This is a genomic window from Planococcus donghaensis MPA1U2 (assembly GCF_000189395.1).
Classification (GTDB): Bacteria; Bacillota; Bacilli; order Bacillales_A; family Planococcaceae; genus Planococcus; species Planococcus donghaensis_B.
Genome location: NZ_AEPB01000001.1, coordinates 235238 through 250974, shown reverse-complemented (window position 1 = coordinate 250974; position 15737 = coordinate 235238). Strand labels below are relative to the sequence as shown.

Here is a 15737-nt window from a genome sequence, read left to right as displayed (position 1 = left end):
TTAATAAAAATCCTTTCATTGTATTTGCGATGACAAACCAGACGAAAGGATTTTTTATATTCATCTTCACTTTTCGACGTTCTTTATAGTTGATCGCCATTCGTGCGAATCACTGTTTTATACCAGTCAAACGAATCTTTTTTAAACCGTTTCATAGTGCCATTTCCTTCGTTATCACGGTCGACATAAATCATGCCATAGCGTTTTTTCATTTCACCTGTTGTGAAGGACACGATATCAATAATTCCCCACGGTGTATAACCCATCAAGTCAACACCGTCATATAAAACCGCTTTTTTCAACGCTTCGATATGGGATTTCAAATAATCGATTCGTTGCGTGTCATGAATGTCACCATCTTCTTCTATCGTATCAATGGCACCAAAGCCATTTTCAACGATAAACAATGGAATTTGGTAACGATCGTAAAGTCGATTCAACGTATACCGTAAACCGGTAGGATCAATTGACCATCCCCAATCACTCGATTGGATATAAGGATTTTCGACGCCATTCGGCAATCCACCGTTGACAATATTGCCAAGATTATCGTTTTGGACATCACTCTTTACAGTCGTCGACATGTAATAACTAAATCCTAAATAATCAACTTTGCCGTTCTTTAATATTTCATCATCGCCCGGTTCCATCTGGATATTATAGCCTTCTCGTTCGAATTCTTTTAATACGTAATTCGGGTAGTAGCCTCGTACATGTACATCAGGGAAGAAATAGCGCTGCCTCATTTCTTCTTCTGCTAACATGACGTCTGCTGGATTTGAAGAATACGGATAAACCGGCACATGAGACACCATCGCGCCAATTTTAAAATCAGGGTTAATCGCTTTTCCTTTAGCTACAGCCAATGCACTTGCGATTAGTTCGTGATGTCCCGCTTGGTACATCACTTCTTTTGCATTCTCCCCTTCTGTAATCACTACACCTGAGTTTGTCCATAAAAAGATGGGATTATGGACATCCATTTTATTGTTGATCTCGTTGAATGTCATCCAGTATTTCACTTTGTCCTGATATCGGGCAAAACAAACTTCCGCGAACTTCACAAAATAATCTACGACTTTGCGGCTTCTAAATCCACCATATTCTCTTGCTAAATGCAGCGGCATTTCAAAGTGCGAAAGCGTAATTACCGGCTCTATACCGTTCTTTAACAATTCATCAAATAAATTGTCATAGAAATTCAATCCTTCTTCGTTCGGCTCTGTTTCGTCGCCTTTCGGGAAAATTCGGCTCCATGCAATCGAAGTCCGTAAACACGTTAACCCCATTTCAGCAAACAACGCTATATCTTCCTTATACTTGCTATAAAAATCAATCGCTTCGTGATTCGGATAAAACTTGTCTCTTTCGATTGTTGCAGTGATTTGTCTTGCGACTCCATGTGCCCCGGCCGTCATCACATCCACAACGCTCGGACCTTTTCCGCCTTGGTCCCATCCACCTTCAAATTGATGCGCAGCTAACGCGCCGCCCCATAAAAAATCGTTTGGTAATTTCTCCATTTGATCTCTCTCCTTATTTAACAACTGTTAGTAATTTGTCTCCTACGATGCCATCCAAAATGTTTTCGATAATGACTTCTTTATAAGATTGCGTATTGGTAATGATTAACGGTGTTGTTATTTTGATGCCTTCGTTTTGGATAAATTCCCGGTCAAACGTCATTAGCAAATCGCCTTTTTTAATGCTTGCTCCGTCTTCTACATGCAAAGTAAAAGGCTCTCCATTCAACATGACCGTATCCAAACCAATATGAACTAACAGTTCTACACCTGAATTCGATCGCAATCCGATTGCATGTTTTGTCAATGCAATCATCACTACTGTGCCATCAAACGGCGCATACAATTGGTTATCTAAAGGTTCTATTGCCACACCATGCCCCATAGCACCCGAACTAAACACCTTGTCTGAGACTTCGGAAAGAGGAATGACTTGTCCCCTTAGCGGCGCATGAATCGACTCTTCGTTTAAGTTGATTGTTTCCACACCCGGTTCAGGTTGTTTTTTCGTAGAATCTATAAGACCTTCTTTTTCTACTACATTCTCACCAAATCCAAAAATTTGGATCAAAACGATAGGAAGAATAATCGCGATTGCACAACCAATTAATATTCCCCAAATCGATGAGGGTGATTCAGAACCGATGCCATTTACGACGGTTAAAGGTCCTGGCAAACCTGCAAAAGCAAAGTAATAAGGATTAAAGAAACTGGCCGTTATCGCACCGACAGCTCCTGCAATACTCCCAAAAATAAACGGCTTCTTAAATTTCAGCGTAATTCCGTATATGGCTGGTTCAGTAATCCCAAATATCCCCGTGACACCCGCTGAAACGCCCATTTTCTTCGTTTCTTTGTTTTTCGTTTTAATGATAACCCCTAATACAGCGCCAATTTGTGCGATAACGGCAATCGTTTGATATGCCTGGAATGAATCCCGGCCATACAAATCAAAATTCGCGATAACCATGGGTGTGACGCCCCAATGAATACCGAAGATGACGAGTACTTGCCAGAACCCACCGATGACTGCCCCAGCCAAAGCCGGTGCATTTTCCGCTAGGAAATTGTAGCCATTTGCGATTCCGTTGGCGCCTATCGTAGACAGAGGACCAATTAGTAAGATTGTCAGTGGAACCATAATAACTAAGCTTATAAACGGAACAAATAGAGGACGAATAACCTCGTGTATGCGCTTGTTTAAAAATCGTTCCAAGTAAGACAAAATCCATACTAGAAATAACGGTGGCAATACAGAAGATGTGTAAACCGTCTGGGTTAACGCCATTCCAAAGAACGAAATGGTTTCTCCTTCTGCAATTCTGCTAGCCATCGCTGCCCAAGTCGGACTGACTAACGCTGCAATAGCCGCAACGGCAATATAAGGGTTGGACTTAAAATGATTCGAGGCAGTAATCGCGATGAAAATAGGTAGAAAAGTAAACGGCGCCCACGAAATAAAACTAAAAACTTCATAAGTCCCTGTTTCCGCAAAACTAGGAAAAAATAAGTTAATTAAAATCAATGTTCCTTGTAAAATACCAGCTGCCGCTAAAATATAAACAAATGGTGCAAAGACAGCTGACATGGTGGCGATGATCCGATTTAAAACGGTTCCTTTGTTGTCGCTAACTGTTTCGGATGAGTCGAGCTTTATCAAATTTGAAAATTCCTCAAACACTTCGCCAACATGCTGACCGATAACCACTTGAAATTGTCCGCTGTTTTCCACAACCGTAATAACACCCGTCATTTCCGACACCATTGCTTTAGCTTCTGGTTTGGAACGTTTTAAAACAATCCGTAGCCTGGTCGCACAGCGAGTAGCATTTACGATATTCTCTTCCCCACCCACAGCTTCCAGTATGTCTTTTGCTAGCTTTGAATAATCTCTGATTTTTGCTCCCATTTGTTTCACCCCTTTATTTGAATACTCTATTATCTTAATTGTACCGGTCTAATTAATCAAGTACCAAACAAAATAATTATCCATTGTAAATTTAATTAGAGGAGTCACCATTTATTTTATGCTATAATCTAGTTATCTTTTCAGACATTAAAGTAAAGAGGTATGCATATGTTAAAATATCAGCACATCGCAGACGAACTGGAAAATTACATAGAAGAGCAGAAACTGCAACAAGGCGATAAACTGCCAATCTTGCAAGATTTAATGACTCAGTTTGACGTGAGTAAAAGTACGGTTACAAAAGCTTTAGATTTACTTGAGAAAAAGGGAGTGGTCTTTCAAGTAAGAGGAAGTGGAATTTTTGTCAGAAGACATAAACGCCAAGGCTATATTAGCTTAACTTCAAACCAAGGGTTTAAAAAAAACTTGGAAGAGTTCCAAATCACTTCAGATGTCATTACGCTGGATATACGAAAACCGACAAAAGAAGCAGCAGTAAACTTGAATATTAGTCTTGAAGATGATGTGTACTATGTAAAAAGAATTCGGTTTATCCATGGACAAACACTTTGTATTGAGGAATCCTATTTTAATAAATCCATTGTCACTTATTTGAACAAAGAAATTATTACGGAATCTATTTTCAACTATATTACTGAGGGGTTAGGATTAAACATTGGATTTGCCGATACTTACCTGCATGTCGACAAGCTAAATGCGGAAGAAGCGGAGTATTTAGGGTTAAAGAAAGATGATCCTAAACTTGAAGTTGAGTCTGTTTTCCACTTAACAAATGGTCAGCCATTCGATTTTTCAAAACTTACTTATAACTATGTGCAGTCACAGTTTTTTCTCCAAGCTGTTTTATAAGATGCAAAAAACTCGCCCTCTTTTAAGAGAGCGAGTTTTTTTTTTGTCGTTTACTTTTTATCATACGATTATAGCTTTAGAGCTGATTGGAATGATGATTCTCCCACTATTTATCTTGACTTTATATAGGTGAATCGCCTTTTTCCCAATCCATAGGTCCTTCATTCGATGGGATAAACTTATTCCAATACTCGCCTGTTTTTTTATCAAAGATAATGAGGTTATTTTCATTTGCCGAAATAAACTCATACCGATGTTTCTCATTAGGGACACCTGTATTCTGCCCTTTTCCAAATGTCATTCCTATAGTAAAACTTAAAATAATAGAAACTATTAGTGCAAAACCTATCGCTACTGCCGTTTTTCTTTTCATGTTATCCCTCCTTTTATCACCTTAACATATAGAGTGAATAATGGAATTATTCACGTATTATATTATTAGAAAACGAAATTCTCTATCTTCCTAAAAGGAAAACTTACTTTGCACAAAAAAATTATCAAACTCTAAAAAAATGAATATTTTTTACTTTTAAATACCATATTTTGGTTAAAAACTATTCTCTTATCCTAAAAAAAGTCTTATAATGGGAGACATAAGAATCACGCTATCCCAATAATTTGGTAGGAAACGATCCTACTTCTTGAAAAGAGGTAAAGAACATCGCTAACTTCCGTACAATTCACTGGTTCGGTTTATACATATTCCTACACATCTCCATCTACTACTCTTGGATTTTTTTGAGTAGAACAAGTCCCAGCACATTTGTCCTAGTGGAAAACCTCATTTCATGGTTGGCACCAATCGTAGCTTTTGTGACTTTGTTTATTGTTTACCGGAAGTCGGTGGACAGGCAGCGTCTTTTTTGGCTATTGCTTGCTCTCGGCTGTTTAAGCTATGTAATTGCTGAAGGAATTTGGGTATATAGTTATAATATTTCGCTTGTAGAGCCTAGTTACCCTGGTTGGCCAGACCCGTTTTACTTTCTTCAAATCTTTTTTTATTTAGCAGCGTTTGTTTATCACTTGATGCAGAAAAAAGAAAACGCTTATCAAATTAAATTCATCTTTGATATGATGATCATCATTGCTGTGTCTACTGCTCTTAGCTGGCACTTTTTAATTCAGTTTCTACTTCCAGATGCAACTGCTTCCCCGCTGTTGTTCGTTGTATCCATTGGTTATCCCGTAGGAGATTTACTCCTTCTGTTCGGTGCCGTTAGTTTATATATCGGTTATTCTTATACGCTGTCACCTCGTGTACTGATTTTAATTATAGCCGGATTGTTTTTCCAAGTTTTTGCCGATACGGCTTACTTGTATTCCACAGTTGCAAATACTTACAGCGCAGAAAGTTTCTACAATCCCTTGTGGTCACTAAGTCTATTACTCGTGGCATTTTCAGGTTTGTATTCGCTAGATCCGATTAAAAAGTCAGGTTCAACTAAGAGTTTTATGCAAATAACGGATCGAATTTCGGTTCGTATGTTGTTACCCTACTTTAGTTTACTCATCTTATTCATCATTATTATTGCTGAAGAAAGCAATCACACGAGGGGGTTAATTGTCGGGGCTTTTGTAGCGACGGCCTTAATCGTGACTAGACAGATTTTCACGTTGCGTGATAACCGAAGATTGTTATTCAATTATGACCAACTAACTTCTGAGCTGGAGCAAAAAATTGCACAACGCACGGTAGAAGTAACTTCTAAAAACCAACAATTAGAAGAAGTCATTCACCAAGTTGAGCATATCGCTTATCACGATGAATTGACTGGCTTACCTAACCGAAGACTATTCCTCAAAAATTTAGAGTCTTCTATCGCTACTGCTGATGAGAGTGGTAAAAAACTTGCTGTGGTGTTTATTGATTTAGATCGATTTAAAAACATTAACGATACGTTCGGTCATGAGTTTGGTGATTTGCTGCTTCAAGATTTTTCACGAAAAATTTCAGAAAACCTGCGTTCTGTTGATACGATTTCACGTCAAGGTGGCGATGAATTCACACTTATTCTTAATAACATACAAGATGAAGCAGACATTACGCCGACCATTCACCGAATACAAGCTGCTTTTCAACATGCCTTATCCATTAAGGATCAAGAACTGCACGTCTCTATGAGTATCGGAATCGCGATTTATCCCGATAATGGGAAATCGACAAGCGAATTATTGAAACACGCCGATAGCGCCATGTATAGTGCGAAGGCAAAAGGCAAAAACAACTACCAATTTTTCTCGGACGATATGGCATCCGTCGTATCGCGAAAAATCGCTTTGGAAAACGAGCTGCGTCGTGCCCTTGCCAACGAAGAATTCCTTTTGCATTATCAGCCACAATTTAATGCTCATACAAGAGAAATTACGGGAATGGAGGCATTGGTCCGCTGGCAAACAGCAGAAGATGAAATCATTTCTCCTGCCCACTTTATCCCATTGGCAGAAGAAACTCGGTTAATCCTGCCATTAGGTGAATGGGTTCTCAACACAGCTTGCGAACAAGCCAAACTATGGCACGATAAAGGTCATCACTTGAAGTTGGCGGTAAACTTGTCCCCTCTTCAATTTTTGGATGATGACTTATTGGATATGGTAAAGCGCGCATTAGATCAGACTGGCTTTCCAGCATCTTCGCTAGAGTTAGAAATTACAGAAAACGTGGCAGTCGATGATATTGATTTAGCTTTGTTGCGCATGCAAGCGTTAAAAGACCTTGGTGTAAACCTTGCTATTGATGATTTTGGCACGGGTTATTGTTCATTAAGCTACTTGAAAAAATTCCCGCTTACTAATTTAAAAATTGCTCAGTCGTTTGTGCGCGACATGGCGATTAACCCTCATGATGAAGCACTTGTCGAAGCGATGGTGTTGATCGGTCATAAACTCAATATGTCTGTCATTGCAGAGGGTGTAGAAACCGAAGAGCAACTAGCCTTATTAAAAGAGCTTGGTTGCGATGAAATCCAAGGTTATCTGTTTAGCAAACCGCTCACTACCGATCATTTTTCTCAGCTCTTGTCGAAAGAACTTGCCAGTAAAAATCCAATTCACTAACAATCGCTATTTTAATGCAAATAACCCCAGCAACCTACAAAAGGCTGCTGGGGTTATTTATGGTTTAACGCCTCATCATACAAATCCCATCAATTCTTTTACTTTGTCCTTGTTCTCCTTCGACGTGACCATTTCAAGCAGTTTAAAAGCCACATCAAATGCCGTTCCAGGATTTGCAGAAGTAATAATGTGATTCTCACAAACAATTCGCTGGTCCACCACATGAATACCGTATTGTTTTAATTGATCGCGCCTCTTGCTTGTCGGGTGATCGTAAGTGGTCGCTCTTTTATTTTTTAAAACTCCGCTATGTGCCACCATCAATGCAGCAACACAAATTGAAGCAATCGGTTTTTTATGTACATCAAAATAACGAACTACTTCTTGAAAATCTGTGCTAAATGCATCTTCATAAAATCCTGCTTCTTCAAAACCGCCAGGAATCGCTAAAGCATCAAATTCTTCTAATGAAATGTCACTTAGCTGCTGCTCAGGAATCACTTGAAAGTTCCACGTACATTGCAATTGGGGGTGCTTTCCGACAGTCACCAATTCTGTAGAGCCGTCGCCTTCCCACTTGTTCCATCCCATTACATCCGTAAACACACTTGCTTCAGAAGCTTCAAATCCATTGGCTAAGAGTAATAATATCTTTGTCATAGAGCACCTCTCTTTTATACTAGATTGTATAGGATAGTTATTTTTCTACAAATGACTTTGTAAAAGTAAAAAAATGACCCGAAATATACAATCGTATATTTCGGGTCATTTTCATATTAATCTATCCCTCAATTACGGTCTTAGGCTTGCGTACAAGCGCCATAATACCAGCAATCAGGTAGAAAATTCCTGCTAAAATACCGGCTCCGCCACTTACAAATGCAACAATCACCGCTGTGGCGATAAAGATGATTCCTGCCACTACCGGTTTTTTATTGCCTTTAAGCAAGACCATCGCGACAATTCCTAAAATGATAGCTACTACTGAAGCAACCGTGAGAAACCATCCTCCTGTGCCTAGCATATCTAACATTTCCTCAAAATCGCCCATGCCCATATCCGGATTTTCTGTAGCCATTTCGTTAAATGACTCTTCCATGACCCCTCTGTTGTTTTGAAGCCAAATCATCATGCCACCAATTGCTGCGGTGAATGCATAACCCAATGCTCCGATAATTGCTAATACCATTTCTGCTGTTCTTTTCATACTCTTCCTCCTCAATTTTTGTTTATTGTCCTGCGATGTCGCGTTTTGTAAATGCGGTCCATGCTGCACCTAAGAATACGATAAAGTAAACGAGTAACACAACCACTGAAAACGTTAAGGTCATGCTTTCATTCATTAGCACGCCGCCGTCCATATACTGTTTTAAGTTGGTGTTGGCAAACAAAATATATTTCGACCATTCATATTGTGCCAAGAACGCGACAATCGCATTGCCTGCCATCATTAAGAAAATTGCCAAGCCAATTGCCATTCCACTGCTTCTGAAAATCGCAGAAATCATGAAGGCAAAAGTTGCCATCATCACAAGCGTTACTAGACTCAATCCGTATGCTTCCACAATTTCACCAAATACACCGTTTTGCACAAAGTCTTCTGATTGATGCTGAATGATCGATGGGTTCAAGCCATTCAAGCCAAACAAAATAGCTCCCACAATCCATGAAGTCACTAATAAGAAGATTAGCAAAGTAAGTGCAAAAATCAATACCGATGCATATTTAGAGAATAAAATCTTCGTTCTTGAAATCGGGCGAATTAATAATAACTTAATTGTACCCCATTTAAACTCATTTGAAATAATACCCGCTGCCACCACAATGGTGAACAAGCTAATCAGTGATGACAGGAAACTGTTTTCTAATACATACTCCCATCCATCATAAGGTTTCGGTTTAATATTGTTTTCTAAATGATAGTTGTTTTCTGCAATGATTGGTGGATTGGTGAATTCTTTAAATTCATCCTTTTCCATATCGGCAATAAGCTGCGCATTTTCTTCTTGAAGTTCTGTTTGCCAGTTGTCGCCGTATTCCTTAAAGTCGGCTTCTTCCCCCATAAACTTGGTTAAAAATCCACCGCCAATGGCAATTGCGAGTATGACAATAAACATCACCCACGTTGATTTTTGGGCATATAATTTTATTTGTTCGTTCCAGATTAAGTTCATGAAATTACTCAATGGTATTCTCTCCAATCAAGTCAAAGAATTTATCTTCGAGTGTCGCTTGCAGCACACGAACGCCATAAATGCTGATCCCTTGTTCGACTAATTTTTTCAAAATGGCTGGAATTTCTTCACGTTTAACTGACAGCGACAGTTCTTTCGCAGTCACGCCGATTTTGTTTGCTAATTGCGTTTCTAAATACGTTTTAGCAGGAGCTAACGGTTCTGCTTCGATATAAACTTCTTGAAGCGATTCTTCCGTTTCGACGCTCTGTACGTTTTCAATGGCAACCAATTCGCCATTTTTAATGATGCCGATCCGGTCACACATTAATTCGATTTCCGATAGCAAATGACTCGAAACAATCACTGCGACATTTTCTTTTTCCGCTAAATTGCGTATGTATTTGCGAATTTCTCGAATACCTGATGGATCCAGTCCGTTTGTTGGTTCATCTAGTATTAAGATGGACGGTCGGTGCAACAATGCTTGCGCAATCCCGAGACGCTGACGCATACCGAGTGAATAGCGTCCTGCTTTTTCGTGAATGGCGTTGCCTAAACCGACAAGTGAAACCACTTCGTTCATGCGCGCTTCTGTCACACCCTCTACCATGCGCGCGTATTGCTGCAAGTTTTTCCAGCCGCTTAAAAATGGATACATCTCCGGATTTTCAACGATTGCGCCTACATGTTGAATCGCATTTTTGAAATCCGTTTTGATGCTTTTTCCTTCGATCAGCACATCACCTTCTGTAATGTCGATCAAGCCCACCATCATTCGGATTGTAGTCGTCTTGCCCGCTCCGTTCGGCCCTAAAAATCCGAACACTTCGCCTGCTTGAATCTCAAAATCGAGTCCTTTAATAATCGGTTTTTTCCCAATCGTCTTTTTTAACTTCACCAATTGCATTGCTGGTTTAGACATACACTCGCCCCCATAAATTATCTTTCCACCTACCTTTACGAATAGGAAGGCAAATAGTTCCTTTAAATGGGAAATGAGCTATAATATCAAAATTTTAATAAAAAAATCTGCCGATTGCGTTCATCGACAGATTTCTTTTTATGCGATATTTACTTTTATTGTTCAAGTATTTCTTCTATTTCATTCTTAATCACTGATACTTGAGGTCCATATACGACTTGTACACCGGTACCATTCATAATGACTCCTTTACTACCAGTTGCAGGAAAAGCATTTTTCTTTACAAGTTCAGGAGCCTTAACCGTTACACGCAGTCGAGTTGCACAGTTGTCAAGGTCAACTATATTCCCTTGTCCTCCAAATGCTGCGATGATCGTATATGGACGACTAGTTTGTGAATCACTTGAATCACTCACAACTGCAGAATCGTCCATTTTTTCATCTTCACGTCCTGGAGTTTTAAAGTTAAATTTCACTATCAAGAATTTGAATACGAAATAATACATGAAGAACCAAGCAATTCCGATTGGAATAACATACATCCAATTTGTCTTCTCATTACCTTGTAAAATACCAAACAAGATAAAGTCGATAAACCCTCCGGAGAATGTTTGTCCAATGGTGATATTGAAAATGTCGGCCATCATAAATGCAAGTCCATCAAAAATCGCATGAACTAAATACAAAGCTGGCGCAATAAATAAGAAAGAGAATTCAAGAGGTTCAGTAATTCCCGTTAAAAATGACGTTAATGCTGCAGATAGCATAAGTCCGCCTACAATTTTACGATTTTCAGGTTTCGACGTATGGTAGATTGCTAATGCCGCACCAAGTAAACCAAACATCATCGTAATAAAACGACCTGACATAAAGCGTGAAGTACCTTCATAGAAATGAGTAGTTGTTGGATCACTCAACTGAGCAAAGAAAATATTCTGTGTTCCTTGAACCAACTGCCCGCCAATTTCGAGTGAACCACCGATTCCCGTTTGCCAAAATGGCAAATAGAATATATGGTGCAAACCAAAAGGTCCAAGCATCCGAAGGATAAAACCGTAGATAAATGTACCAATTACACCAGTTGCGTTAACTAAACCGCCCGCTTGTGTAATTAAGTGTTGGAATAGCGGCCAAATAAAATACATCGCCGTTCCTAATAGAATTGCTGAGAAAGCCGTGACGATCGGAATAAAACGAGACCCCCCAAAGAATCCTAAATACTGCGGCAGCTCAATTTTATTGTAGCGGTTATGCAGCAATCCGGTCATAATCCCGACCATGATTCCTCCAAATACACCCATTTCAAGCGTTTGAATTCCGAGTGCCATACCTTGTCCTACACCCGATAACGCTTCTGACGCCAAGTCATCATTGATGATCAAAATACCGTTGATTGACGCGTTCATCACGAGATATCCAATTAATGCAGCAAGACCTGCAGTCCCTTTGTCTGATCGTGCCAAACCAATCGCAATTCCAACGGCGAAAATAACAGGCAAGTTAGCAAAAATGATACTACCTGCACTACTCATAATTGTGAATATTGCTTGTAGAAATGCGATATCTAAAAATGGATATGTACTTACCGTATTAGGGTTTGATAGCGAGCCACCAATCCCAAGTAGCAAACCTGCTGCGGGCAATATTGCAATTGGCAACATAAATGACTTCCCAAACTGCTGTGCTTTTCCAAATAAATTCTTCAACTTCTGTACCTCCCTACTCATCTTTAACAACTAAATTGATGATTTTTTCATAAAGAAAAAAGAGTGTCTCCAGTCTTTTAAGGATTTCATCGATCTCATTTTCATCCAAAAAATTAAAGAGACGCTCTTTTCAAGGTTTTTAGTGCTTACTTAAAGAGCTGATAGTTGTGCCTACTGGTTGAAATTCTTAAAAGTATTTCGCTGCCATTTTCTTCGCAACTTCTACTTTTTCTTCCGTAAGTTCTTTCATTGGCTGACGGCAATAGCCTGCGTCGACGCCTTTTTCTTTCAAGATTTCTTTCAATGTTTGGTAAAGACCATTATTTAGTAGTTCCGTGATAAAATCATTTGTTTCGTGCTGGATTTCACGTGCTTTGGCAATTTCGCCTTTGTTTGCTAGCTCGTAAATTTCACGTGCGCGTTGTCCGTTAACGTTAAATGTACTACCAATCGCACCGTCCACTCCAAGAACAGCTGCAGATAGAAGCATTTCATCAAATCCGGCATAAAGTAATTTATCCGGGAAGGTTTTTCTCATGCGTTCTAATAGATAGAAGTCACCTGCCGTGAACTTCACACCAATGATTTTTTCATTTTCAAAGAGTTCAGCAAATTGATCAATGCTAATATTGACACCTGTTAAGAACGGAATTGAATAAATGATCATCTTATTGTCTACTGAATTGATGATGGTGTTGTAGTAGTTTTTGATTTCTTCAAAGTCAAATTTATAGTAAAACGGTGTAACTGCAGAAAGTGCATCATAGCCTAAATCAGTTGCGTATTTAGCTAGTTCAAGTGATTCTTTCAAGTTAACTGAACCTACTTGTGCGATTAACTGGACTTGGTCTTTTACTTCGTCTTTTACAATGCGAAAAATTTCTTTCTTTTCGTCAGTAGAAATCATGAAGTTTTCCCCTGTACTGCCGTTTACGTATAAGCCATCTACTTTTGTCACATCTAAATTGTATCGAATAATTTCGCGTAATCCTTTTTCGTTGATTTCTCCGTCTTTATCGTAAGAAACCATTAGCGCTGTAAACAAACCTTTCATCAAATACCGCTCCCTTTACCATAGTGTGTTTTATTTGTTCATACTTGAGACAAACCGTTTGGTGATTTCTCTTGGTCGGGTAATCGCCGATCCTACAATACATCCATGAGCGCCATAAGCCATGGCTTGTTCTAATTCTTCTGGACGCCAATAGCCGCCTTCTGCCATTACAGGCGTGTCAATCGCTTCACAAAGAGATTTAATCAACTCGGTATTTGGAAGCACTGTGTTTTTCGTGTATTCTGTGTAACCTGAAAGTGTTGTTGCAACTAAATCAAACCCAAGCTTGCTTGCTTTTACGCCTTCGTCGAACGTTGAAATGTCCGCCATTAACAATACTTCTGGAAACGCATGTCGGATTTCTGCGTAAAATTCATCTAAGCTTTTTCCGTTTGGTCTCAGCTGATTTGTGGCATCGAGGGCGACGATTTCTGCTCCCGATTTCACCACTTCTTCAACTTCTTTTAACGTCGCTGTGATAAATACTTTGCTATCCTCGTAATCGCGCTTCACAATACCAATAACTGGCAAGTCGACGAGTTCTTTTATGGCACTAATATCTTTGCAGCTATTCGCTCGAATGCCTACAGCTCCACCTTGTTGGGCTGCAACTGCCAGTCTCGACATAATATACGAACTATGTAGCGGTTCGTCATCTAATGCCTGACACGAGACAACCAGCCCACCCTTTAGTTTTGCTAGTAATGACTGTTTATCCATAACGACTACTCCCTAATGTTCAATGATTTAACCCTTCGTGCACGATTAATAAAGTTTACTTGAGGTGTTTTCTGAGATTTTTAATTGTACTGCTTTTGCTTCTTTTACATTTTTCATCGCTAAACCTGTACATATTAAATCAATTAAAAACAGCTGCGATATTTTTGAAACTAATGATCCACTATCTAGTGGGCTTTCTTTAGATGAGGATAATAAGACTAAATCAGCAAATTTTGTCAAAGGGGATTTTGTATAGCTAGTTAAAGCGATAACCGTTGCGCCACTAGCTTTGGATGCACTTACTGCGTCTACAATATCTTTTGTGCTCCCCGTTAAACTCACTGCGATGACGACTGTATTTTTGGTCATTGAAGCAGCTCGCATCATTTGAAAATGCGAATCTGTAATGACACTTGCATTTTTGCCTATTCGCATCAATCGATTTTGCATATCTAAGGCGGCGATGCCGGAAGAGCCTATTCCAAAAATGACAACATCTTCAGCTTCAGCTATTTTCATAATGGCTTGATCTAACAGTTCTTCGCTCACTACATCAGAAGTATCAGAAATCACTTGAATAACATTGTTTTTAACTTTATCGATATACGTATCTTCGGTAGTATCTGGAACCGTCGATGAAATTTCTTGAGCCAGCATAAACTTAAAGTCTTGGAAGCCCTTATAGTCTAGCTTTCTAAAGAAACGTAAAAGAGTCGCCTCAGCAACATCGCATGCTTCTGCCATTTCTGTTAAAGAGTGATAAAGAACTTGATCCTTATTCTCTACTATATATTCGTATACTTTTGTATCTGACTTTGTGAAATCTGCTTTCATCTGTGCCATCAACAATGTCGGTTTAACACCGACCAACTTGGTTTGTGTTTTCATTTCACATCTCGCCTCACTTGTTGGAGTTTATAGTTTTTAATAGCCCCTAACAAATTCGAGCGATTTCCATTCTTCGCTAAACGAATGGTGAGCTTTTCTTTGAAGGGATCTAACAAATTTTTGAAAACAGCCTTCTCGATTTCTTGCTCTAGCCACTTTCCTTGAGCTGAAATCCCGCCCCCAATAATAACTGAGTCAGGATTCCAAATGTAGATCAAGGATTGTAAGCCGAGCGCCAAATCGTTTAACCATTTATGAAATAGTATGACAGACGCATTGTCGCCATGTGTAACTTTTTCCATAAATGCAGGTAGTTGTTGTTGTGGGTTTACTTCTCGGATTTGTTGTTCTAGCCGGCTAGCAGATGCATATTGCTCAAAACACCCTTTTTGACCGCACGAACAAACTCTGCCGTTAGGGTAGAGATTCATATGACCAATGGCTCCAGCTAGATGAGTAGCACCTTTATGGATTTGCCCCTCTATTGCAAGTGACCCACCAATTCCTGTTCCAATAGTTAAAAATAATAGCGTATGAGCATCTGAAGAAACGTCTATTGAAAGTTCCCCAAGTGCACCGCAATGCACATCATTTTCAAGTTCTACCGGAAGTTGAAGTTCTGTCTCAAGTATTTGTTTAACGTTCATCCCACTATAACCAGGTATGGTTTCTGTCGCATAAATCACTTTTCCAACTGTTGAGTCAATCGATCCTGCTGTACTAATAGCAACACCTCTTATGGGCCATTCTTTTTGAAGCTCTCTTGTCAGCCTTTTAATCTTTTCAACTAGTTTTGTTCCACCTTCAGCTGCTTTTGTTGGAGTCACTTTCTCAACAACTAAATACCCTTCGGAATCCCCTACACCGTATTTAATATTTGTTCCTCCAATATCGAATACAGCTAGTAACATGTG

The 15737-nt window shown here is 39.3% G+C and carries 14 protein-coding genes; 2 read left to right on the top strand and 12 right to left on the bottom strand.

Going from position 1 to position 15737, the window contains the following annotated elements; translation table 11 throughout:
* Positions 1-83: 83 nt before the first annotated feature.
* The gene (gene bglA, locus GPDM_RS01165) at positions 84-1523 is read right to left on the bottom strand and encodes a 6-phospho-beta-glucosidase BglA (RefSeq protein WP_008428093.1); all 1440 of its coding nucleotides are present in this window, start codon (positions 1521-1523) and stop codon (positions 84-86) included.
* A 13-nt stretch (positions 1524-1536) separates the two neighbouring features.
* Positions 1537-3432, bottom strand: a complete 1896-nt coding sequence (locus GPDM_RS01160; RefSeq protein ID WP_008428092.1) for a beta-glucoside-specific PTS transporter subunit IIABC — start codon at positions 3430-3432, stop codon at positions 1537-1539.
* 168 nt (positions 3433-3600) lie between these two features.
* Here GPDM_RS01160 and GPDM_RS01155 point away from each other — a divergent pair, with 168 nt between their 5' ends.
* The gene (locus GPDM_RS01155; protein ID WP_008428090.1) at positions 3601-4302 is read left to right on the top strand and encodes a GntR family transcriptional regulator; all 702 of its coding nucleotides are present in this window, start codon (positions 3601-3603) and stop codon (positions 4300-4302) included.
* A gap of 121 nt (positions 4303-4423) precedes the next feature.
* Here the strand turns inward: GPDM_RS01155 and GPDM_RS01150 are convergent, their stop codons facing one another.
* On the bottom strand, positions 4424-4675 hold the full coding sequence (locus tag GPDM_RS01150; RefSeq protein WP_008428088.1) for a hypothetical protein: 252 nt from the start codon (positions 4673-4675) through the stop codon (positions 4424-4426).
* Between the two features lie 287 nt (positions 4676-4962).
* Here GPDM_RS01150 and GPDM_RS01145 point away from each other — a divergent pair, with 287 nt between their 5' ends.
* Entirely contained in the window at positions 4963-7356 is a 2394-nt protein-coding gene (locus GPDM_RS01145) for a DUF4084 domain-containing protein (protein WP_237704113.1), read from the top strand.
* 75 nt (positions 7357-7431) lie between these two features.
* On the opposite strand, the gene GPDM_RS01140 is transcribed toward GPDM_RS01145, so the two are convergent.
* The 9 genes from GPDM_RS01140 to GPDM_RS01100 form a co-directional block, all read right to left on the bottom strand.
* Positions 7432-8016, bottom strand: a complete 585-nt coding sequence (locus tag GPDM_RS01140; protein ID WP_008428084.1) for a DJ-1/PfpI family protein — start codon at positions 8014-8016, stop codon at positions 7432-7434.
* A gap of 121 nt (positions 8017-8137) precedes the next feature.
* Positions 8138-8563 (bottom strand): DUF4064 domain-containing protein, encoded by a 426-nt coding sequence (locus GPDM_RS01135; protein ID WP_008428082.1) that lies wholly within the window; start codon positions 8561-8563, stop codon positions 8138-8140.
* 22 nt (positions 8564-8585) lie between these two features.
* Positions 8586-9542, bottom strand: coding sequence for an ABC transporter permease (locus GPDM_RS01130; RefSeq protein WP_008428080.1), 957 nt, complete (start codon positions 9540-9542; stop codon positions 8586-8588).
* On the bottom strand, positions 9535-10455 hold the full coding sequence (locus GPDM_RS01125; RefSeq protein ID WP_008428078.1) for an ABC transporter ATP-binding protein: 921 nt from the start codon (positions 10453-10455) through the stop codon (positions 9535-9537). Before GPDM_RS01125 ends, GPDM_RS01130 begins: the two co-directional genes overlap by 8 nt.
* 155 nt (positions 10456-10610) lie before the next feature.
* Positions 10611-12161, bottom strand: a complete 1551-nt coding sequence (locus GPDM_RS01120; RefSeq protein ID WP_008428075.1) for a PTS transporter subunit EIIC — start codon at positions 12159-12161, stop codon at positions 10611-10613.
* 187 nt (positions 12162-12348) lie between these two features.
* On the bottom strand, positions 12349-13215 hold the full coding sequence (locus GPDM_RS01115; protein WP_008428073.1) for an N-acetylneuraminate lyase: 867 nt from the start codon (positions 13213-13215) through the stop codon (positions 12349-12351).
* Between the two features lie 30 nt (positions 13216-13245).
* Positions 13246-13935, bottom strand: a complete 690-nt coding sequence (locus GPDM_RS01110) for an N-acetylmannosamine-6-phosphate 2-epimerase (RefSeq protein ID WP_008428071.1) — start codon at positions 13933-13935, stop codon at positions 13246-13248.
* A 45-nt stretch (positions 13936-13980) separates the two neighbouring features.
* Positions 13981-14823 carry a MurR/RpiR family transcriptional regulator gene (locus GPDM_RS01105; RefSeq protein WP_008428068.1) on the bottom strand — a complete coding sequence of 281 codons (843 nt, stop codon included), beginning with the start codon at positions 14821-14823 and terminating at the stop codon, positions 13981-13983.
* Positions 14820-15734, bottom strand: coding sequence for an ROK family protein (locus tag GPDM_RS01100; protein WP_008428066.1), 915 nt, complete (start codon positions 15732-15734; stop codon positions 14820-14822). The genes GPDM_RS01105 and GPDM_RS01100 overlap by 4 nt, the downstream gene beginning before the upstream one ends.
* Between the last annotated feature and the right edge of the window lie 3 nt (positions 15735-15737).

Excerpts from the sequence above, each read along its gene's own strand:
- GPDM_RS01140 (WP_008428084.1), bottom strand. The coding sequence starts at position 8,016 with ATGACAAAGATATTATTACTCTTAGCCAATGGATTTGAAGCTTCTGAA.
- bglA (WP_008428093.1), bottom strand. The coding sequence starts at position 1,523 with ATGGAGAAATTACCAAACGATTTTTTATGGGGCGGCGCGTTAGCTGCG.
- GPDM_RS01155 (WP_008428090.1), top strand. The coding sequence starts at position 3,601 with ATGTTAAAATATCAGCACATCGCAGACGAACTGGAAAATTACATAGAA.
- GPDM_RS01135 (WP_008428082.1), bottom strand. The coding sequence starts at position 8,563 with ATGAAAAGAACAGCAGAAATGGTATTAGCAATTATCGGAGCATTGGGT.
- GPDM_RS01150 (WP_008428088.1), bottom strand. The coding sequence starts at position 4,675 with ATGAAAAGAAAAACGGCAGTAGCGATAGGTTTTGCACTAATAGTTTCT.
- GPDM_RS01105 (WP_008428068.1), bottom strand. The coding sequence starts at position 14,823 with ATGAAAACACAAACCAAGTTGGTCGGTGTTAAACCGACATTGTTGATG.
- GPDM_RS01100 (WP_008428066.1), bottom strand. The coding sequence starts at position 15,734 with ATGTTACTAGCTGTATTCGATATTGGAGGAACAAATATTAAATACGGT.
- GPDM_RS01125 (WP_008428078.1), bottom strand. The coding sequence starts at position 10,455 with ATGTCTAAACCAGCAATGCAATTGGTGAAGTTAAAAAAGACGATTGGG.
- GPDM_RS01110 (WP_008428071.1), bottom strand. The coding sequence starts at position 13,935 with ATGGATAAACAGTCATTACTAGCAAAACTAAAGGGTGGGCTGGTTGTC.
- GPDM_RS01115 (WP_008428073.1), bottom strand. The coding sequence starts at position 13,215 with ATGAAAGGTTTGTTTACAGCGCTAATGGTTTCTTACGATAAAGACGGA.
- GPDM_RS01160 (WP_008428092.1), bottom strand. The coding sequence starts at position 3,432 with ATGGGAGCAAAAATCAGAGATTATTCAAAGCTAGCAAAAGACATACTG.